General features: G+C 64.3%; 20 protein-coding genes and 1 tRNA gene. 18 read left to right on the plus strand and 3 right to left on the minus strand.

Annotated elements, in window-relative coordinates:
* Nucleotides 1–163 precede the first annotated feature (163 nt).
* Nucleotides 164–1,933, plus strand: a complete 1,770-nt coding sequence (leuA, locus tag K323_RS0103810) for a 2-isopropylmalate synthase (protein WP_022883962.1) — start codon at nucleotides 164–166, stop codon at nucleotides 1,931–1,933.
* A gap of 18 nt (nucleotides 1,934–1,951) precedes the next feature.
* Nucleotides 1,952–2,320 (plus strand): nuclear transport factor 2 family protein, encoded by a 369-nt coding sequence (locus tag K323_RS0103815; RefSeq protein WP_022883963.1) that lies wholly within the window; start codon nucleotides 1,952–1,954, stop codon nucleotides 2,318–2,320.
* A 34-nt stretch (nucleotides 2,321–2,354) separates the two neighbouring features.
* On the opposite strand, the gene K323_RS0103820 is transcribed toward K323_RS0103815, so the two are convergent.
* Nucleotides 2,355–3,056, minus strand: coding sequence for a hypothetical protein (locus K323_RS0103820; RefSeq protein WP_157509332.1), 702 nt, complete (start codon nucleotides 3,054–3,056; stop codon nucleotides 2,355–2,357).
* 161 nt (nucleotides 3,057–3,217) lie between these two features.
* Between K323_RS0103820 and recO the strand changes: the two genes are divergently transcribed.
* The 4 genes from recO (at nucleotide 3,218) to K323_RS29720 (ending at nucleotide 5,718) form a co-directional block, all read left to right on the plus strand.
* Entirely contained in the window at nucleotides 3,218–3,940 is a 723-nt protein-coding gene (gene recO, locus K323_RS0103825; protein WP_022883965.1) for a DNA repair protein RecO, read from the plus strand.
* Nucleotides 3,937–4,785 (plus strand): isoprenyl transferase, encoded by an 849-nt coding sequence (locus K323_RS24125; RefSeq protein ID WP_022883966.1) that lies wholly within the window; start codon nucleotides 3,937–3,939, stop codon nucleotides 4,783–4,785. Before recO ends, K323_RS24125 begins: the two co-directional genes overlap by 4 nt.
* Nucleotides 4,786–4,846: 61 nt before the next feature.
* On the plus strand, nucleotides 4,847–5,563 hold the full coding sequence (locus K323_RS24130; RefSeq protein WP_022883967.1) for a DsbA family oxidoreductase: 717 nt from the start codon (nucleotides 4,847–4,849) through the stop codon (nucleotides 5,561–5,563).
* Nucleotides 5,560–5,718, plus strand: a complete 159-nt coding sequence (locus tag K323_RS29720) for a hypothetical protein (protein WP_022883968.1) — start codon at nucleotides 5,560–5,562, stop codon at nucleotides 5,716–5,718. Before K323_RS24130 ends, K323_RS29720 begins: the two co-directional genes overlap by 4 nt.
* 130 nt (nucleotides 5,719–5,848) lie before the next feature.
* On the opposite strand, the gene K323_RS0103845 is transcribed toward K323_RS29720, so the two are convergent.
* Entirely contained in the window at nucleotides 5,849–6,343 is a 495-nt protein-coding gene (locus tag K323_RS0103845) for an aminoacyl-tRNA deacylase (RefSeq protein ID WP_022883969.1), read from the minus strand.
* 36 nt (nucleotides 6,344–6,379) lie between these two features.
* Here K323_RS0103845 and dusB point away from each other — a divergent pair, with 36 nt between their 5' ends.
* The 11 genes from dusB (at nucleotide 6,380) to K323_RS0103900 (ending at nucleotide 18,965) form a co-directional block, all read left to right on the plus strand.
* Nucleotides 6,380–7,555 carry a tRNA dihydrouridine synthase DusB gene (dusB, locus tag K323_RS0103850; RefSeq protein WP_022883970.1) on the plus strand — a complete coding sequence of 392 codons (1,176 nt, stop codon included), beginning with the start codon at nucleotides 6,380–6,382 and terminating at the stop codon, nucleotides 7,553–7,555.
* A 7-nt stretch (nucleotides 7,556–7,562) separates the two neighbouring features.
* Nucleotides 7,563–8,849: a deoxyguanosinetriphosphate triphosphohydrolase gene (locus tag K323_RS0103855; protein ID WP_026851193.1), complete on the plus strand. Its 1,287-nt coding sequence runs from the start codon at nucleotides 7,563–7,565 to the stop codon at nucleotides 8,847–8,849.
* 63 nt (nucleotides 8,850–8,912) lie between these two features.
* Complete coding sequence (gene dnaG, locus K323_RS0103860) at nucleotides 8,913–10,775, plus strand: DNA primase (protein ID WP_026851194.1); 1,863 nt, start codon at nucleotides 8,913–8,915, stop codon at nucleotides 10,773–10,775.
* 149 nt (nucleotides 10,776–10,924) lie between these two features.
* Nucleotides 10,925–12,559: an ABC transporter substrate-binding protein gene (locus K323_RS0103865; protein ID WP_022883973.1), complete on the plus strand. Its 1,635-nt coding sequence runs from the start codon at nucleotides 10,925–10,927 to the stop codon at nucleotides 12,557–12,559.
* A gap of 102 nt (nucleotides 12,560–12,661) precedes the next feature.
* On the plus strand, nucleotides 12,662–13,750 hold the full coding sequence (locus K323_RS0103870) for an ABC transporter permease (protein ID WP_022883974.1): 1,089 nt from the start codon (nucleotides 12,662–12,664) through the stop codon (nucleotides 13,748–13,750).
* 2 nt (nucleotides 13,751–13,752) lie between these two features.
* Nucleotides 13,753–14,871 (plus strand): ABC transporter permease, encoded by a 1,119-nt coding sequence (locus K323_RS24135; RefSeq protein WP_022883975.1) that lies wholly within the window; start codon nucleotides 13,753–13,755, stop codon nucleotides 14,869–14,871.
* Nucleotides 14,868–16,556 carry an ABC transporter ATP-binding protein gene (locus K323_RS0103880; protein ID WP_022883976.1) on the plus strand — a complete coding sequence of 563 codons (1,689 nt, stop codon included), beginning with the start codon at nucleotides 14,868–14,870 and terminating at the stop codon, nucleotides 16,554–16,556. Before K323_RS24135 ends, K323_RS0103880 begins: the two co-directional genes overlap by 4 nt.
* Before the next feature lie 4 nt (nucleotides 16,557–16,560).
* On the plus strand, nucleotides 16,561–17,586 hold the full coding sequence (locus K323_RS24140) for an ATP-binding cassette domain-containing protein (protein WP_022883977.1): 1,026 nt from the start codon (nucleotides 16,561–16,563) through the stop codon (nucleotides 17,584–17,586).
* Nucleotides 17,587–17,707: 121 nt separating this feature from the next.
* Nucleotides 17,708–17,780 (plus strand) — tRNA-Asn (locus K323_RS0103890).
* Between the two features lie 109 nt (nucleotides 17,781–17,889).
* Complete coding sequence (locus tag K323_RS24145; RefSeq protein ID WP_051147196.1) at nucleotides 17,890–18,663, plus strand: AzlC family ABC transporter permease; 774 nt, start codon at nucleotides 17,890–17,892, stop codon at nucleotides 18,661–18,663.
* The gene (locus tag K323_RS0103900) at nucleotides 18,660–18,965 is read left to right on the plus strand and encodes an AzlD domain-containing protein (protein ID WP_022883979.1); all 306 of its coding nucleotides are present in this window, start codon (nucleotides 18,660–18,662) and stop codon (nucleotides 18,963–18,965) included. Before K323_RS24145 ends, K323_RS0103900 begins: the two co-directional genes overlap by 4 nt.
* 39 nt (nucleotides 18,966–19,004) lie before the next feature.
* Here K323_RS0103900 and def read toward each other — a convergent pair whose 3' ends face one another.
* Complete coding sequence (def, locus tag K323_RS0103905; RefSeq protein ID WP_022883980.1) at nucleotides 19,005–19,571, minus strand: peptide deformylase; 567 nt, start codon at nucleotides 19,569–19,571, stop codon at nucleotides 19,005–19,007.
* A gap of 40 nt (nucleotides 19,572–19,611) precedes the next feature.
* Between def and K323_RS0103910 the strand changes: the two genes are divergently transcribed.
* Nucleotides 19,612–20,523, plus strand: a complete 912-nt coding sequence (locus K323_RS0103910) for a DMT family transporter (RefSeq protein ID WP_022883981.1) — start codon at nucleotides 19,612–19,614, stop codon at nucleotides 20,521–20,523.
* The last annotated feature ends 9 nt before the right edge of the window (nucleotides 20,524–20,532 follow it).

Consider the following 20,532-nt stretch of genomic DNA (forward strand, 5'->3'; position numbering starts at 1 on the left):
CCGTTGCCCGATCGTAAGCATCACACTGTCCGATTGGTGTTAGCCTGTTTCTGTGTTGTTTGGTGCGCTCCTTCTTAGCTGCCGCGACGAGTCCTAATCTGAGGCCTCCCTCGTCGCGGAGTTCGTCGTCGGCTGACCACCATTCGCGAGGAGAACACAGATCATGAAGAACAATCAGGCCGCGTCATCCATGCCGGTCCACAAATACCGCCCGTACAACGAGCAATTCCGCGTTGAACTGCCTGACCGCACCTGGCCGGGCAAGCACATCACCCAGGCGCCGCGCTGGTGTGCGGTCGACCTGCGAGACGGAAACCAGGCGCTGATCGACCCGATGAGTCCAGAGCGCAAGCGCATCATGTTCGACCTGTTGGTGCGGATGGGCTACAAGGAGATCGAGGTTGGATTCCCGTCGGCCAGCCAGACCGATTTCGACTTCGTGCGCAGCCTGATCGAAGAGAACGCGATCCCCGACGACGTCACCATCCAGGTGCTGACCCAGGCCCGTGAGCACCTCATCAAGCGCACCTATGAGTCGATCTTCGGCGCAAAGCAAGCCATCGTGCACCTCTATAACTCGACGAGCGTGCTGCAGCGCGACGTGGTGTTCCGCGAAGACAAGCAGGGCATCATCGACATCGCCCTGAACGGTGCCCGCATCTGCCGGGCAATGGAAGAAACGGTCCCAGGCACCACCGTCTACTACGAGTACTCGCCGGAGAGCTACACGGGCACCGAGCTGGAATTCGCCCTCGACATCTGCAATCAGGTCATCGAGGTGTTCGAGCCTTCCGCAGAGCGCAACGTCATCATCAACCTGCCGTCCACCGTCGAAATGGCCACGCCGAACGTCTACGCAGACTCGATCGAATGGATGAGCCGCAGGCTCGCGCACCGCGAGAACATCATCCTCTCGCTGCACCCGCACAACGACCGCGGAACGGCAATCGCCGCCGCCGAACTGGGGTACCTGGCCGGTGCAGACCGCATCGAGGGTTGCCTGTTCGGCAATGGCGAGCGCACCGGCAACGTCGACCTGGTCGCCCTGGGGATCAACCTGTTCACCCAGGGCATCGATCCGCAGATCGACTTCAGCAACATCGACGAGGTCAAGCGCACCGCTGAGCACTGCAACCAGCTGCCGGTGCACGAACGCAGCCCCTGGGCCGGCGACCTGGTCTTCACCGCCTTCAGCGGTTCGCACCAGGACGCCATCAAGAAGGGCTTCGAAGCGATGGCGACGGATGCCGCGGCAAGCGGCCGCACCGTCGACGAACTGGAGTGGGCGGTTCCGTATCTGCCCATCGATCCGAAGGACCTCGGTCGCAGCTACGAAGCCGTGATCCGGGTGAACTCGCAGTCCGGCAAGGGTGGCGTCGCCTACCTGCTGAAGACCGATCACTCCCTCGACCTGCCGCGGAAGCTTCAGATCGAGTTCTCCGGCGTCGTGCAGGCGAAGACCGACGCGGAAGGCGGTGAGGTCACCAGTGAGCAGATCTGGGAGATCTTCACCGACGAGTACCTGCCCGCCAGGCACACAGAGGCCGAGTCGAAGTGGGGGCGTTTCGAACTCTATTCGACCCGCACCGCGAGCGACCTGTCTGGATCGGTCGAATTGACAGTCGACCTGCGCGATGTCGACGACGTGGCCAATGCCACCGGTTCTGGCAATGGCCCGATTGCCGCATTCATCGGCGTTCTGGCCGCGCGGGGCATTGACATCACGCTGTACGACTACGTGGAGCACGCGATGTCGGCCGGAGGTGACGCACTTGCAGCCGCCTACGTCGAACTCGACGTCAACGGCACCCGCTACTGGGGAGTCGGAATTGATGCCGACATCTCCACCGCCTCGCTGAAGGCTGTCGTCTCCGCCGTCAACCGCGGCATCCGCGTTGCTTCCGGAGATCGGGAACTGGCCGCAGCAGTGTAGGCGAGAGGGCAAAGCGTGATGGTGCAGTTCGAGTCCGTGGAAGCGTGGGTCGACCGTTACCGTGTCGCCTGGGAATCAAACAAACCCGACGACATCCGTTCACTGTTCACAGAGGATGCGCAGTACCGCACCGAACCGTATGCCGAGCCCTGGATCGGCCACGACGAGATCGTCGCCGGCTGGCTCTCCGCGGCAGACGACCCGGGGGAGACCACGTTCGACTGGTCTCTTCTCGGGGTGACGGCTGAGGTCACCGTCATCGAAGGAAGGGCGGTGTACAGCGGCGGCGCGAACTACCGCAACCTCTGGGTCATCCGTTTCGCCGACGACGGGCGCGCCACCAGTTTCACCGAGTGGTGGATGACCGAGCCAGACCCCGAAGCCTGATTTGTGGGTGTCGCGACAGGTGTCGTGGCAGGCGTCAGCGGAGCACCGGCATCCGCCACTCGGTCACTGCTTCGACCGTTGTTGCCACGGGGATGGCCCTCGCGACGTCGTCGATCGCACCGGAGAGCAGGTCGAAGAGGCGCTCATCCGGGTTGTCGATGCAGGCCTCTGCGATGCCCTGCACCGCCACCCGGAGAACCGATTCCGCCTCTCGTTCGGTGAACTTGGTGTGCGACCAGTTGCCGAACGATTCGATGAACTCGTGGGCCCATTTCAGGGTGTCAGGCGCCTGACTGAACGCGGTGCGGATCATGACGTCGGTGCCCGGGTCAGTGCCGCCGGTGAGCGTCAGTTGCCGTTCACAACTCAGGATGCCGACGGCGAGTCCCCGTTGGCGCTCCCCGTTGGCGACGGGCAATGCCGCCGTGGCGGCGCGCAGTGCGACCAGCAGCTTGATGCGTGGATCGTCGCCGTTCAACCCGATCACCGAGGGGATCAGGCCGGTGAGCCGTGACCTGGCCTTGTCGGTGGTGCAGTCGTTCACCATTCTGGCCAGGGACGCGAGTGTCGGATGGGTGCAGGCCGGATGGTCGCTCCACGATTCGCCAGCGAGGTAGGAGGCGAATTCCATGAAGCATCCGCCAGATCGCGCTGTGCGGTGCTTGCCCCTGGAGAGCACGGGCATCAGCCACGGGGTATCAGTGTGCACCTGTTGTGATTTCCGTGCCGGTTTCATCGAGACCTCCACATAATCATCTGCTTCTGTCCAGTTTCCTCCCGGTTCAACGGAAAGGCCAGAGGTATCGCGGATTGGTGAAAAGCGCTGCGGTCACGACACTTCCTCTCACATGCCTGTCGGCACACTGCAATCGCAGGGTGGGGACCGATAATGGAGAGGTGCCTGTCTACCGTGATGAAGCCGTCGTGCTGCGAACCCACAAACTGGGCGAAGCCGACCGGATCGTCACCATGCTCACCAGGCAGCACGGCAAGGTGCGCGCAGTTGCCAAGGGCGTTCGCCGCACCGCTTCGAAGTTCGGTGCACGCCTCGAACCGTTCATGGTCGCCGACGTGCAGTTGTACGAGGGCCGCAGCCTCGACATCGTCACCCAGGCGGAGTCCATCGGCTCCTATGGAGCACAGATCACCGCCGACTACGGCAGCTACACCGCGGCAAGCGCCATGGTGGAGACGGCCGACAAGCTCACAGAGGCGGAAGGGTCGCTCCAGCAGTACCTCCTGCTGGTCGGCGCGCTCCGCTCACTGTCTCGTCGAGAGCACGGCACCAGCCTGACCCTGGATTCCTACCTTCTGCGCGCGCTGTCGATGGCAGGCTGGGCCCCGAGCTTTCAGGACTGTTCGCGCTGCGCTGCCGTCGGGGATCACTCAGCGGTCGTCGTGCAGCTCGGTGGCATCGTCTGCGACGATTGCGCCCCTCCCGGTTCGCCGCGTCTGGGAACGGAGGCCATCACTCTCCTGAGCGCGCTCCTCACCGGCGACTGGGTGTATGCAGAGGCGGCGGAAGAGCGCACCAAGGCACAGGCGACCGGCATCGTCTCCGCCTACACGCAGTGGCACCTGGAACGCAGCCTCCGTTCGCTGGAGCACGTCAGCCGATGAGCGGGAAGAACTCCGGATCGGGAAGGAACGCCACGCAGAAGCCATACACACACCGCGACGCCGTCGCTTTCCGGCCGCTGGACTGGACCGGTCTCTACCCGCCTGACCTCCCGGCGAAGTCGGTGCCAGAGCACGTCGCCATCGTGATGGACGGCAACGGCCGCTGGGCCAACGCGAGGGGACTCACCCGCATCGAGGGCCACAAGGCCGGCGAGGAGGTGCTGCTCGACGTCGTCGCCGGTGCCATCCAGGCCGGCGTGAAGCACCTCAGCGTGTACGCCTTCTCCACCGAGAACTGGAAACGGTCGCCGTCTGAGGTGCGCTTCCTGATGGGATACAACCGCGACGTGCTGCACCGGCGCCGAGACCAGCTGAACGAGTGGGGCGTGCGGGTGCGGTGGGCAGGGCGAAAGCCGCGGCTGTGGGCATCCGTTGTCAAAGAATTGCAGTTCGCGGAACGCCTGACCGTCGGCAATAACGTTCTCACCCTGACCATGTGCGTGAACTACGGAGGGCGTAACGAGATAACGGATGCCGTGCGCCAGTTGGCAGAAGAGGTGGCGGCCGGTCGGTTGAAACCGTCAGGAATCACTGAGAAGTCGATCCAGCGACACCTCTATACGCCCGACCTGCCCGATGTCGACCTGTTCGTGCGGAGCTCGGGGGAGCAGCGCACCAGCAACTTCTTGCTCTGGCAGAGCGCCTATGCCGAGATGGTGTTCCTCGACACCCTGTGGCCGGACTTCAGCCGAGTCGACCTCTGGCACGCCATCGACCTCTACGCCTCCCGCACCCGCCGCTTCGGTGGCGCTGCCGATGCCCCGACGGACACACAGACCACCTGATCGTGCGGCGGGAATACCGGAGCGGATGCTTCGCGTTGGCACCAGAGTGAGTGAAAAGACAATGACGGAAACCATCAAAGTAGACATCTGGTCTGATATCGCGTGCCCGTGGTGCTACATCGGCAAGCGCAAGTTCGAAAGCGGCGCAGCGTCTTTCGGCGCCGCAACGGGTGATGGCGCGCCAGACGTGGTCATCGAGTACCACAGCTACGAGCTTTCGCCCGATACCCCTGTCGACTTCGACGGCAGCGAGATCGACTTCCTCGCCAAGCACAAGGGGATGCCGGCCGACCAGGTGCAGGGGATGCTCGACCGCGTCACCGGCATCGCCGCCGACGTCGGCCTCAACTACGACTACGACGCCCTCCAACACACCAACACCGTCAAGGCACACCAGCTTTTGCACTACGCGAAGGCGCACGGCGTTCAGCTCGAGGCGGTTGAGCGGCTGCTCAAGGCCTATTTCGTCGAGGGCAGGCATGTCGGCCGGATCGAAGACCTCGCCGATCTCGGAGCCGAGGTCGGACTCGATCGCGACGACATCGTGCGTTCGCTGACCGCCGACGAACACCTCGCCGCAGTTCGAGCCGACCAGGCACTCGCGGGGGAGTACGGCATCAACGGCGTGCCCTTCTTCGTCATCAACGGCAAGTACGGCGTGTCGGGCGCCCAGGATCCTGAGACGTTCGCCGACGTGCTCAGGCAGGTCTGGGCAGAAGAGACCACCGACGTCGACACCACAACAACCACATCCACAACCGAGGAGCAGACCGCATGAGCGAGACCACCAGCACCATCGACACTGCCACAGTCGACATCAACGTCACCGACCCGCAAGACGCCGCACGGACGGCAGATGGCCGCCCAATCATCGCGATGCTGGGTGAGGCCGAGGCCGGCGGATGCTGCGGTGGCGGTTCCTGCGCGATCTAACGTCGACCACACCTTCAACCGCATACCCGTTCGACGGAGATTCTGCCCAAAGACGGGGCGAATCGGCTCGAAACACCGCGCTGGAGCGAAATCTCCGTCGAATGGTCAGGGACGTTCGGGATGCGGGTGGTTACTCCGGGTCGCTGATGTCGGCGATCGTGGCTTCGAACGAGGCGAGCAGCGCATCAGCGTCGACGAAGGCGCCGTAGCCGTGCTCACCGGCACCCATGGCAACCTCACGCCCGACCAGGGTCGCGTCGGCGAACACCGGCCAAGCGACGCGGCTTCCGAGCGGGGTGATCGTTCCCCGCTCATGGCCGGTCGCCTCGAGAGCCAGCGATTCGTGAGGCAACGAGAGCTTGTTCACCCCGACCACGGTGCGCAGTTTCGCCCAGGAGACTTTGCGTCCGCCCGGAACCAGCGCGAACAGGTAGCCGCCGTCATGCCGCTTCACCACCAAGGTCTTCACGATGTCGGACGGCTCGACTCCCATCAGCTCTGCTGCCTCATGGAGACTGCCTGCCGCGGGCCGTTCGACGATGCGAACCTCGAGTGATCGCCTCGCAGCATCCCTCAACACCCGCTCGTGTCCGGTGGTTTCCACATCCTGCAGGCTCTCGTCCATGTTCGGCTCGCTCTTTCTGGGAGAATTGAGGTAATCATGACTTTCCCTTCCACGATACGCCAGGCGGCGCCGCTGAAGATCGGCCCCCTGAACCTCGACGTGCCCGTTGTGCTTGCCCCGATGGCCGGCATCACGAACACGGCATTCCGTCTGCTCTGCCGTGAGTTCGGCGCCGGTCTCTACGTGAGCGAAATGATCACGTCGCGTGCGCTGGTCGAGCGCACGCGAGAGTCCATGCGCCTGATCACGCATCATGAGAGTGAGACCACTCGCTCCATCCAGCTCTACGGCGTCGACCCGAAGACGGTGTCTGAAGCCGTGACCATGCTCGTCGCAGAAGACCGGGCAGACCACATCGACCTGAACTTCGGATGCCCGGTGCCGAAAGTCACCCGCAAGGGCGGGGGAGCGGCCCTTCCGTGGAAGCTCGAGCTTTTCCGGCAGATCGTGGAGGCGGCCGTCAGAGCCGCAGGGCCGATCCCGCTGACGATCAAGATGCGCAAGGGCATCGATTCCGACCACCTCACCTACCTGGAGGCGGGCAAAGCGGCTGAGGGCGCGGGTGTCGCTTCGATCGCACTGCACGCACGTACCGCGGCCGAGTTCTACTCGGGCCAGGCCGACTGGTCAGCCATCGAGAAGCTGAAGAACGTCATCACCGGTACCCCTGTTCTCGGCAACGGCGACATCTGGTCGGCTGACGATGCACTCCGCATGGTCGAAGAGACCGGATGCGACGGTGTTGTCGTTGGGCGCGGCTGCCTGGGCCGTCCGTGGCTGTTCGGCGACCTGGCAGCGGCGTTCGGCGCACCAGCAGCACCAGGGGCACCGGCCAAGGCTGAGCCGGGGCTCGGCCAGGTTGCGGCGACCTTCCGGCGGCACGCAGAGCTTCTCTCGGAGTTCTTCGAGAGCGAGGAACGCGGCTGCCGCGACATCCGTAAGCATGTCGCCTGGTACTTCAAGGGCTATCCGGTCGGCGGAGACCTGCGCGCCAGGCTGGCCACCGTCGAATCGCTCGCTCAGCTCGATGATCTTCTGGGCACGCTCGACTGGGAGCAGCCCTATCCCGGCGTCGGGGCCGAAGGTCCCCGCGGGCGAGCGGGTACCCCGAAGAAACCGGCGCTCCCAGAGGACTGGCTGCAATCGCGAACGCTCGCGGGTGCGGAGCGAGTGAACCTCACCGAGGGCGAAGGGGATACCAGCGGTGGCTGAGTCTGCGATGTCCAAAACTGACGCTTCCCGGGCCGAGACGTCCGGGAGCGGCACGTCCGCATACGGCGAATTCGACGCGGAACGCTGGCTTGGGGAGCAGCACCATTCGCAGCGCAGCGACTTCGCGCGTGATCGCGCACGACTGCTGCATTCCAGCGCGCTTCGCAGGCTGGCCGCGAAGACCCAGGTTCTGAGTCCGACCGCCGGGCTCGATTTTGCCCGCAACCGCCTCACTCACTCCCTCGAGGTCGCTCAGATCGGCCGCGAGCTTGCTCTTCGGCTTGGGCTCGACCCAGACATCGTCGACACCGCCTGCCTTGCCCACGACATCGGCCATCCGCCATTCGGGCACAATGGTGAACGAGCCCTGAACAGCTGGTCAGACGACATCGGCGGATTCGAGGGCAACGCCCAGACACTCCGGCTGTTGACCAGGCTGGAACCGAAGGTTTTCGGCGATGACGGCCGCAGCTACGGGCTGAACCTCACCCGCGCCAGTCTCGACGCGAGTTGCAAGTACCCGTGGCCGGAGAACGCGTCGGTGTCCGACCCGAGCGGCCGGGCAAAGTTCGGCTTTTATGACGACGACATCGCCGCGTTCGAATGGCTCCGCCAGGGTGCTCCGGAGCGCCGGCTGTGCATCGAAGCGCAGGTCATGGACCTCTCAGACGACATCGCCTATTCGGTTCACGACTTCGAAGACGCCGTCTTCAACGGCTACGTCGACGTCGGCGCGCTCGGCAGCCGGGTCGAGCATAACGACCTGGTGTCGTCGATGTACGAGTGGATCGGTGGCGAGATCGGCCACGATGAACTAATCGCCGCATTCGACCGCCTGGACTCATTGGATGTCTGGCTCGATGACTGGAACGACGGGCGGCGTGACCAGGGACGCCTGAAGAACCTCACCAGCCAGCTGATCGGCCGGTTTTCCGGTGCAGCGGTGCAGGCGACGCGGGCTGCGTTCAGACAGGACGACCTCATCCGTTTCGGGGGTGCCGTAGTGGTGCCACGCGAGATCAAGGCCGAGATCGCAGTGCTGAAGGGCATCGTCGCCGCGTTTGTGATGTCGACAAATACCCGTAAACCGATTTACTCCCGGCAGCGCGATGTGCTCACAGACCTGGCCGAAATTCTCTTCAACTCCGGCGATGCGCACCTCGACCCCGGGTTCGGCGAGGACTGGCGCGGCGCCGCAGACGATGCCGCCAGGAAGCGTGTTGTCGTCGACCAGGTCGCCAGCCTGACTGACCAGTCAGCGCTGGCCTGGCACGAACGGCTCGTACAGGACTGATCGGGTACCTCAACTTCGGCCGCGGCCCCTTCGACTACCCCAGAGAAAGCTAGGATTCGCACTATGGCAGGCCGGATTCGACAGAGCGACATCGAGGAGGTCAAGGCCCGCACGAATATCGCCGACATCGTTGGCGACTACGTCAGCCTCAAGTCTGCCGGCGTCGGTTCGATGAAGGGCCTCTGCCCGTTCCATGATGAGCGCAGTCCGAGTTTCCACGTGCGGCCGCAGGTGGGCTTCTATCACTGCTTCGGCTGCGGTGAGTCCGGCGATGTCTATTCCTTCCTGCAGCGGATGGACCACGTGAGCTTCACCGAGGCCGTCGAGCGCCTCGCCGGCCGGGCGGGCTTCGAACTGCACTACGAAGACGGGCAGGGTGCCGCCCCCGATCACAGCAATCGTGCACGGATCCTGGCGGCGAACCAGGCCGCTGCCGACTTCTTCGTAGAACAGCTCGCCGGCCCTGGCGCCCAGGTCGGACGCGACTTCCTCGGCGAGCGCGGCTTCGACCAGATTGCGGCAGAGCGGTTCGGAATCGGTTTCGCTCCAAAAAGCTGGGACAGCCTGACCAATCACCTGCGATCGAAGGGTTTCAGCACGGAGGAACTCACCGTCTCTGGACTGGTCTCGGCCGGCGACCGGGGTGTGTACGACCGGTTCCGCGGCCGTCTGATCTGGCCGATTCGCGACATCACCGGCCAGACCATCGGGTTCGGTGCGCGCAAGCTTCTCGAAGACGACAAAGGCCCGAAATACCTGAACACCCCTGAGACGCCGGTCTACCACAAGGCCCAGGTGCTCTACGGGCTCGACCTTGCCAAACGCGACATCTCCCGCAGCCACCAGGTGGTGGTGGTCGAGGGCTACACCGACGTGATGGCCTGCCACCTGGCCGGCGTCACCACCGCCGTTGCCACCTGCGGAACCTCTTTCGGCGTCGACCACATCAAGGTGCTGCGCCGGGTTCTCGGTGACGACAGCCGCGTTGGAGAGGTCATCTTCACGTTCGACCCGGATGCCGCCGGCGAGAAGGCCGCGGTACGTGCGTTCGGTGAGGAACAGCGTTTTGCGGCGCAGACCTACGTTGCCGTGCCTCCGGAGGGCCTCGACCCCTGCGACCTGCGGCTGAAACGTGGCGACGATGCGGTGCGCCGCCTGGTGGATTCGAAGAAGCCCATGTTCGAGTTCATGATCAGGCAGCTGCTCGGCCAGTACAACCTCGACACTGTCGAGGGTCGGGTCGCAGCTCTCCGCGCGACGGCGCCGGTGGTCAGCGACATCCGTGACCCAGCGCTGCGCCCTGGCTACACGCACCAGCTGTCGCGCATGCTCGGCGTCGACCTCGCCGAGGTCACCAGGGCGGTGCGCACAGCGCAGTCTCGTTCCCGCACGCCGGACGCGGCGCCCCAGGGCAGGTCGGGGGACCGGAACCCGGAGCCCCAACCTGAACCGCCGTTCTCGATCGTGGAGCTCCCGACAGACCCGACCACGCGCCTGGAACGCGACGGCCTGATGGCCATGCTGCAGCATCCGGATGTCATCGGCGCCGACCTGATGACCAGGGCAGCCCAGACGACCTTCACGAACCAGTCCCTCGCCATCGTGCGTGACGGGGTCGCAGCGAACGCCGATCATGCCAGCGCTGCAGACTGGATCAGCCGTGTGGTCGCCGACGTGCCGGAACCGCTCGCGAACCTGGTGAAACAGCTGGCGGTCGCGCCATTGCCTGAGCGCACGGAAGGCGACGTCAGACGCTACGTGCGTGACATCGCCGTCGCCCTCGTCGACCGCGACCTGCTTCGGCAGAAGGCCGACCTGCTCGGAAGGCTGCAACGCACGGATGCGGCCAATCGGGAGATCTACGTGGCTGTGCAGCGGGAACTGGTGCGGGTGGAGACCGAACGGCGCAGCCTGCGAGAGGAATAAGCGCGCGGCAACGTTGCAGCTCGGTAAAGATGCCATGTTTGGCTAGGGCAAAGTGAACAATCTGTGCTAGTTCTAGGCATAACCCAATGCACGAATGGCGCCTCGGCGCGCATGAGTGCAGGAGACACAATAGGAAGAGGTTTACGGATATGACATCCGCATCCACGAACCGGAAGCGCGCCATTGCTGCCGCGGCAGCCTTCGCAGCCGCCGCGCTCGTGCTTTCCGGCTGCGCCAGCGGTGGAGACACCGGCGGCGACGGTGGCAGCGCCGCCATCACGGTTGGCACCACCGACAAGGTCACCACGCTCGACCCGGCTGGATCGTACGACAACGGTTCATTCGCCGTGCAGAACCAGGTGTTCCCGTTCCTCATGAACACGCCGTACGGCAGCCCAGATGTCGAACCGGACATCGCCACCAAGGCGGAGTTCACCTCGCCGACCGACTATACGGTCACCCTGAAGCCCGACCTCAAGTGGGCGAACGGCAACGACCTGACTTCCTCTGACGTGAAGTTCACCTTCGAGCGTAACCTCGCCATCGCTGACGAGAACGGCCCGTCGTCGCTGCTCTACAACATCGACACCATCGACGCGCCAGACGACACGACGGTGGTCTTTCACCTCAAACAGCCGAACGACCAGACATTCGCGCAGGTGCTCTCCAGCCCCGCGGGTCCGATCGTCGACGAGGAGTCCTTCTCCGCCGACAGCGTCACGCCAGACGACGAGATCGTCGACGCGAATGCCTTCGCCGGGCAGTACGTGATCACCTCGTACAAGTTCAACGAGCTGATCGGCTACAAGGCGAACCCTGATTATCAGGGGCTGCTCGAGCCGGCGGAAACCGACGTGGTCAACGTTAAGTACTACGCGGAGGCTTCGAACCTGAAGCTGGCCGTGCAGGAGAACGAGATCGACGTGGCGTTCCGAAGCCTCTCCGCGACCGACATTGACGACTTGCGTGGCAATGACAAGGTGAAGGTCGTCGACGGACCGGGTGGCGAACTCCGCTACATCGTCTTCAACTTCGATTCCCAGCCGTACGGCGCGACGACTCCAGAAGCCGACCCGGCCAAGGCACTCGCCGTTCGCCAGGCGGTTGCCGACCTCGTCGACCGCGAAGAGATCGCCGACCAGGTCTACAAGGGCACATACACGCCCGTGTACTCCTACATTCCAGAAGGCCTCACCGGCGCGACTGAGTCCCTGAAGGGCCTCTATGGCGACGGGAACGGCGGTCCGGATGCCGACAAGGCCAAGGCCACTCTCGAGGCCGCAGGTGTGACGACTCCTGTTGAACTGAACCTCCAGTACAGCAACGACCACTATGGTCCGTCGTCCGGCGACGAATATGCACTGGTCAAGGACCAGTTGGAGGCCTCAGGCCTGTTCACGGTGAACCTGCAGACCACCGAGTGGGTGCAGTACTCGAAGGACCGCACAGAGGACGTCTACCCGGCGTACCAGCTGGGCTGGTTCCCCGACTACTCCGACGCGGACAACTACCTGACGCCGTTCTTCCTGACCGAGAACTTCCTCTCGAACCACTACAGCGACCAGGAAGTCAACGACCTGATCCTGCAGCAGGCCGTCACGGCAGACCCGGCAGAACGAACCGCACTGATCGAGGAGATCCAGGACAAGGTCGCTGCCCAGCTGTCGACAGTCCCGCTGCTCCAGGGTGCACAGGTCGCCGTCACCGGAACGGATGTCACGGGCACAGAGAACGCGCTCGACCCGTCCTTCAAGTTCCGTTACGCCGCATTGGCGAAGGGCTGAGTCATTCGCAGGTAAGCTGATTTAGATTTATTGTGCAAACACGGGGGTATCCTGCGGAATTCGCGCAGGATACCCCCGACCCGTGTCAAACGTGAGGTAAGAATGACCACTGTGGCAACGAAGCCGCCAGCGCAGGCCGCCAGGCCAGCCCGGCGAAAGCGTCCGAAAGGAGGAGGGCTCGGCCGCTACATCCTGGTCAGGTTCCTCCTCATCATCCCGACCATCTTCATCCTGGTTTCGATGGTTTTCTGGCTGATGCGAACGACGGGGGATCCGATTACCGCGGCTCTCGGCGGCCGGCTCTCGGCCGACCAGCTCGCGGAGAGAATCCATGCCGCCGGCTACGATCGGCCCGTGATCGTCCAGTACTTCGAGTACCTCGGACAGGTCTTCACCGGCAACTTCGGAACAACCATCAGCACCAACCGCCCGGTGTCCGAGATTCTCACCACCTACGGTGCCGCAACGGCGGAGCTCGCCTTCTATGCACTGATCGTTGCGTTCATGGTCGGAATCCCGCTCGGAATGCTGGCCGCCTACCTGCGGGACAAGGCAACGGATGCAACGCTGCGCATCTTCGCGATCCTCTGTTACGCCACCCCGGTGTTCTTCTCCGGCCTGCTGTTCAAACTGGTCTTCTCCGTGTGGTTCAAGGTTCTCCCCGTCTCCGGTCGCGCGAACACCAGCTCTGAGCTGCAACTGCAACTGCTTCCAGACCCGACGGGCATCTATACGATCGACGCGTTGCGAACCGGCAATCCTGAGGTAATCGGCGATGTGCTGGCACACGCGGTTCTTCCGGCCCTGGCACTCGGACTCCTGACGGCGGGCGTCTTCCTCCGTCTGGTGCGCACCAATGTCATCGGCACTCTCGGCACCGACTACGTCGATGCGGCCAGGTCGCGTGGCGTGAACGAGTTCCGCCTGGTCAGTAAGCACGCCTATCGACCGGCGCTCATCCCGATCATCACCGTCATCGGCCTGCAGATCGCGCTCCTCCTCGGCGGAGCGGTGCTGACAGAGACGACCTTCGAATGGAAGGGCCTCGGCTTCATGCTCATCGAGTTCATCAAGGCACGCGACTTCGTGGCGGTGCAGGGCATCGTCGCACTGCTGGCGGTGATCGTGGCGGTCTCCAACTTCATCGTCGACATCATCGCCGCGCTCATCGACCCGAGGGTGAGGTACTGAGCATGACCGCAGTGGCCACACCACCGAAGCCTCAGCAGAAGCCCAAACAAAAGAAGAGCCTGTTCTCCCGGTTGCCGATCGTGCACCAGTTGCGGCAGAGCGTCGGTCTGCAGCGCGGAATGCTGGTTGCCGGCCTGATCATTACCGCTCTCTTCATTCTGACCGCCATCTTTGCCCCCATACTCGCGCCATTCGGCTACAGCCAGCTGCGCGGTGACGAGGGCGCATTCGGCGCCCAGCAGCCTCCGGGCGGCCAGCACCTCCTCGGCACCACCGTCGGTGGCTACGACGTGCTTTCGCGTGTCATCTGGGGCTCGCAGACCGCCATCTTCGTGATCGTCGTCGCTGTTGCGCTCTCGATCGTCGCGGGCGTTCTGCTCGGGCTGGTCTCCGGATACTTCGGCGGCTGGCTCGACCGGATCCTCGTTGTCATCTGCGACGCCGTGTACGCTTTCCCGTCGCTGCTGCTCGCCATCGTCATGTCGATCGTGATCTCGGGGGGCAAATCAGACCTCGTCGGCGGGGTATTCGCTGCGGCGATCTCCATCACGGTCGTCTTCATCCCGCAGTATTTCCGCGTGATCAGGGCAGAGACCGTGCGGATCAAGGCTGAGGCATATGTCGAGTCGGCCAGGGTGCTGGGTGCCAGCAACAGCCGGATCATGTTCCGTCACGTGCTGCGGAACGCGACCCGCACACTGCCGCTCATTTTTACCCTGAACGCCTCCGAGGCCATCCTCACCCTGGCCGGCCTCGGCTTCATCGGGTTTGGTATCGAACCGACCGCAGCGGCGGAATGGGGTTATGACCTCAACAAGGCACTCGCCGATGTGAGCAGTGGAATCTGGTGGACCGCGCTGTTCCCCGGCCTCGCCATCGTGCTGGTCGTTCTGGGAATCACCCTGGTCGGAGAGAGCCTCAACGACCTGGCCGACCCGCGCCTGCGTGGGCGCCGTGCGGCTGGTGAGGAGTCGGGTGAGATCGCCGAGACCTCCGTCGTTCCCGGCGGCACCCTCGAGGCGGGCCCTGGAGGGCTTGTTGGCCTGGAGTACCAGCGGAATGACATCCGGGATACCGCCGAGAATGACAGTACCGAGAACAGAACGGAGGACCGGCTATGAGCGACGTCGTAACCATCACTGACCTGGGTGTTTCGTTCGCCACCGACGCCGGCGTGGTGCGGGCGGTCGACGGAGTCAGCCTCAGCGTTGCCCCCGGCGAAGTGCTCGCCATCGTCGGCGAGAGCGGCAGCGGAAAGACGGTCACCGCCAAGGCAATCCTCGGGCTCCTCCCGGAGACGGCGACGGCCAGGGGTGCGGTGCTGCTCACCAGCAAAGACGGAAAGAGTGAGAACAACGTCATCGCACTAAGCCGTCAGCAGCTGCGCAAGGTACGCGGCACGGATGTCTCGATGGTCTTCCAGGAACCCTCCACTTCCCTCAACCCCGTCTACACGGTGGGGTGGCAGATCATGGAGGGGATCCGCGCGCACGGCGAGTTCAGCCGCGCGGAAGCGAAGGCCAAGGCCATCGAGATCCTGGGCAGGGTCGGGATCCCCGAGCCTGAGGTTCGGGTCAACTACTACCCGCACCAGTTCTCCGGTGGCCAGAAGCAGCGCGTGGTCATCGCGATGGCGCTTGTGCTCGATCCTGGTCTGATCGTCGCTGACGAACCGACCACAGCCCTGGATGTGACCGTCCAGGCGGAGATCCTCGACCTCCTTCGGCGCTGCCGCGACGAGTTCGGCACCGCGATCGTGCTGATCACCCACAACATGGGCGTCGTCGCCGATCTCGCCGACCGTGTCGTCGTGATGTACCAGGGCAAGGTCGTCGAAGAGGCAGACGCACAGACGCTCTTCAGCTCCCCGAAGGATGAATACACCAGGAAGCTGCTTGCGGCAGTTCCACACGTCGGCCAGGGCATCGTGCGCGCGACGGAACGGCTCGAGGCGCGAGCGCCGGGCTGGGCAGAGGTCGAACCGATTGTGCGTGCACAGGATCTCCGCATCGAGTATCCCGGTCGCCTCGGCCGGGGTGGATTCACCGCCGTCGATGGTGTGAGTTTCGACATCCGTCCCGGCGAAGTGCTGGGGCTGGTCGGGGAGAGCGGATCAGGCAAGACCACGATCGGGCGTGCGATCGGCGGGCTCACCCGAGTGACCGGCGGATCGCTGAGCGTGCTCGGCCACGAGATGAACGGTTTCCGGGAACGCCGGTTCAAGAAATTACGAAGCGACATCGGGTTCGTTTTCCAGGACCCGGCGTCGAGCTTCAACCCGCTCCTCACGATCGCCGAGTGTGTTGCAGAACCCCTCATTGTGCACGGCAGGGCATCGAGTCCTTCCACCGCCCGATCGCGCGTCGACGACCTTCTGGAGGCAGTGCAACTGCCGCGCGCCTATGGCGACCGGTATCCGCACGAACTCAGCGGAGGCCAGCGCCAGCGTGCGAGCCTGGCTCGGTCGCTCGCTCTCGAGCCGACGCTGCTGATCGCCGACGAACCGACGTCTGCGCTCGACGTGTCTGTGCAGGCGCGGGTGCTCGAGCTGTTCGCAGAGCTGCAGCGTGAGTTCGGCTTCGCAGCACTGTTCATCAGCCACGATCTTGCCGTCGTCGACATCCTGGCAGACCGTATCGCGGTGCTCTACAAGGGCAAACTGGTGGAGGAAGGCACGGGTTCCGAGGTGCTCGGGAACCCGCAAGATCCGTACACCCAGAGATTGCTTGCGTCGCTTCCGGTGCCCGACCCGGCGGAGCAGGCCGACAGGCGGGAAGAACTTCGCAGGCTGCGTACGGCAGGATAGAGCCATGAAACGCGGTGCGGCATCCGTCTACCCGGTCACGACGAGTGATCTGACGATTGAGTATCCGCCGCACGGTGCGAGCCCGGCTTTTGTCGCCGTGCACGGTCTCAACCTGCGCATTGCACCCGGCGAGGTGGTAGGGCTCCTCGGTGAGAGCGGCTCCGGCAAGAGCACGCTGGCCAGGGTACTCTCCGGCGATGCCGCGTCACCCGCGACGGCCGCCGGAGGTTCGGCCGAGGTACGCCCCCAGATCACCGGGGGAGAGGCCACGGTGCTCGGCCACGAGCTGCGAAGGATCAACCGTCGTACGCTCGCCAAACTGACGTTCGAGGTCGGCTTGCTGGCACAGGATGCCGCAGAGACGCTTCCGTCGACGATGAGCGTTGCAGAGATCGTCGCCTCTCCCATCCTGGAACGCGACCGGCATTACAACCGCCGTTCGCTGAACACCCGGGTGGCGACGATGATCGACGCCGTGCGGCTGCCGCTCGCGTTTCTCGGAAAGTTTCCGTACGAACTCAGCAGTGGGCAGCGCCAGCGGGTTGCGCTGGCGCGCGCCCTGGTCTTCGGCCCGACGCTTCTGATCGCCGATGAGCCGACAGCGGGCATCGATGTCACCGTGCGCGACGCGGTCATCGATCTCATCGGGGAACTGCAGCGAGAGCGTGCGTTCTCTGCGTTGATCATCAGCCACGATCTGGCCGTCCTCCGCCGGGTCGCCAACCGCATCGCGGTCATGCACCAGGGGGTGCTGGTCGGCCTCGGAACGATCCAGGAGGTGTTCGACGACCCGTGGCATCCGTACGTCGCCGGGCTCGCCGACGCACTGTCCGTGCCGATGGACGATGAGGCGTACGAGCCCGATGACGACGACGCCGATGACGAACAAGCCGATGACGAACAAGCCGATGACGACGAAGCCGGTGGCGAACCCGCTGCCGAGGCCGTCAACGCGACCGCACCGAACCTGAAGTCTCTCCCGAAGGACACTGGTGCCATGCTGCCGCACCCACGGATGCCTCCACGGTGACCTCGAGTGCATCGGTTTCGCCTGCAGCGTCTTCTCCGAAAGCGGTTGCCGACATCCCCGGGGTCGCCGCCGATTTGGTACACGGCCAACCTTTGGTAAAGTAGCAACGCTGTTCAAGCATTCCTCGATAGCTCAATTGGCAGAGCAGCCGGCTGTTAACCGGCAGGTTGTTGGTTCGAGTCCAACTCGGGGAGCGAAAGGCCGTTCCGGGCTCCACCCTGGACGGCCTTTCACATTCTTGTGAAGGGCGTGCGCGGTGGATCTCTGGCTGATGGTCAGCGCACTCGCCTTCGCAGCGCAATCATGAACGCGTCGGGCACCATCGGCGGCGCGGATGCCGAACGCCTGGCGGCGCGTGAAGCCGTCAGGGACAGCATGGCCGTCGGCATTGCGACCGCCGCCTATGGGGTCTCATTCGGAGCACTGGCCGTGGCCGCAGGGCTCGACATCTGGCAGAGCTGCTTCATCAGCCTGGTGATGTTCTCCGGCGGCTCCCAGTTCGCTCTGATCGGTGTTCTCGCGGCCGGTGGCGTGGCTGCCGGGCCTGCCGCGATCGCCAGCGCAGCACTTCTCGGCACCCGCAACGGGATCTACGGTATCCGAACGTCTCCGATCGTCGGGCGCGGGTGGCTGAAACGGATCGCCGCCGCCTGGATCACCATCGACGAATCGACCGCCGTCGCGCTTGCACAGCCGACCCCGCGCAGCCGCCGGATCGGGTTCTGGGCGACCGGGCTCGCTGTCTTCATCGGCTGGAACCTGACGACGCTGATCGGAGCGTTCGTCGGTGACGCACTGGGTGACACCCGTGCGTATGGCCTCGACGCGGCCGCGGCGGCGGCCTTCGTCGGTCTGCTGTGGCCGCGACTGAAGCGGCTGCAGGCTGTTGCAGTGGCTGCGGCCGCCGCCGTTGTCGCAGCGGCGCTGACGCCGGTGCTCATGCCCGGGCTTCCTGTGCTGGTGGCCGCCGTCGTCGCCGTGATTGTCGGCCTGTTCAACCTGCTGGGTTCTCCGGTGACGGATGCCGCAACATCCGTCACGCAAGCCGGCGCAGCACGTGAGGGGTCGCCATCATGACCATGTGGCAGATCATCATCCTGGCGTCGATCGCCTGCCTGCTGCTGAAGCTCGCCGGCTATCTGGTTCCACCGTCGCTGCTGGAACGACCGGCACCCGCTCGTATCGCCGATCTGTTGACGGTTGCCTTGCTCGCTGCCCTGATCGCGGTGCGGACGCTCGGTGTCGGTGAGGCAATCGTCGTCGATGCCAGGGTGCCGGCAGTGATCGTTGCCGTCGCGCTGTTTGCGCTTCGTGTGCCGTTCATCGTGGTGGTTCTGGTGGCCGCGTTGGTGGCCGCCGGCATCCGCGCATTCACCTGACCCGGCTGTGCCAGTGTTGTGCGGGGCCTGGCAACGGGTTCAGCTCTCGAGGTTGTCGATACCGGGAACCCAGCTCTGACCTGGCACGCCCCAGCTACGTTTGCGCTCGATCTTGGCAGCGACCTTGGCGTACGGATGCTCGAGCCGATCGACGTACAGGGTTCCGTCGAGATGGTCGAACTCGTGCTGGAAGATTCGAGCGAGCCAGCCGTCTGCCCGGATCTCGAAAGGTCTCTGGTCGAGATCGACCGCGCGAAGGAGTGCCGACCTGGCGCGCTGCAAAGGAAAACGCTCGCCGGGGAATGACAGGCACCCCTCCGCGTCCTCGTCTTCGTCTGGCGCATGGGCCGAAACCGGGGTGATCCATAGCTCAGGGTTGATCGCGACCCCCCGCCAACTGACGTCGTCGTCGTCTGAGTAACCGAAGGTGAAGAGCCGCAGTCCCACCCCGACCTGCGGGCCGGCCAGGCCGACGCCGGGGGCGGCATCCATGGTCTCGAACATATCGCTCACCAGGGTGCGTAGTCCGTCGTCGAAGTCGACAACGGGGGAGGCGGGGGAGTGGAGCACGGGATCTCCGGAAATTACTATCGGTCGCACGGCCATTCAGCAAGAATATCGGCACCATTCTGGGTAGGGTCGACAGGTGACCCTCGACCTGCCCGAACTCGCCGTGGATATCGCTATTGATCCTGCCCAGGCCATCGGTATCCCGCTCGCGCTCGTCGGTGCGGTGTTCCTGTCGCTCGGTGCCCAGTTCCAGCATCGTGGCGTCGCCAAGGTCGAGGCGAACACGGTGGAGGTCACCGGCGGGCTGAACATGCACCAGCTCGCCCTGCTGCTGGCCAGGCCGTCGTGGGTGTTCGGTTCGCTGATGCTCGGGTTGGCGATTGTCTTCCAGCTCTCCAGCCTGTCGTTCGCGCCGATCATCGTTGTGCAGCCACTTGGCGCTGTGGCACTTGTCATCACCTCGATATTGAACGCACGGGTGAGTAAAGTCAGCCTCAATCGGCAATCGGTCATCGCGATTGTCATGTGCGTCGGCGGTGTTGGGCTGTTCGTGACCGTTGCGGCGTTCACCGCTGTCGACAAACCGGTCACCGACCAGAACCTGGTCACTATCCTGATCATCCTGGCGTGTGTGCTTGCCGCGTTCGCCGTAGCGTTCGGGATGCTGCGCAACCGGTTCAAGGCGATTTTCTACATCATCGGCGCCGGAGTGCTCTACGGGTTCGTGGCGACCTTGGCCAAGGTTGTCATCAGCCGCATCCAGGACGGCAACGTCGAGTGGCTGACGTTGCTGTGCCTGCTGGGGCTGCTCCTCGCAGCTGCCCTCGGTGCCTACTTCGTGCAGAACGCATACTCCTCAGGTCCGCCCGACCTGGTGATCGCTGGCCTGACCGTCGTCGATCCACTCATCGCCGTCGGCATCGGCATCATCGTGCTCGGCGAAGCGTCGCAGGCGCCGCTGTGGGCGGCGATCCTGTTCGTCCTGGCGGGCGCCGTCGCCATCTGGGGCGTGTTCGTGCTGGCCAAATACCACCCGCAGTCCGAGTGAGAAACCGTC

Origin of the sequence: Glaciibacter superstes DSM 21135 (assembly GCF_000421145.1) — a bacterium.
In the GTDB taxonomy this organism is placed as follows: Bacteria; Actinomycetota; Actinomycetes; order Actinomycetales; family Microbacteriaceae; genus Cryobacterium; species Cryobacterium superstes.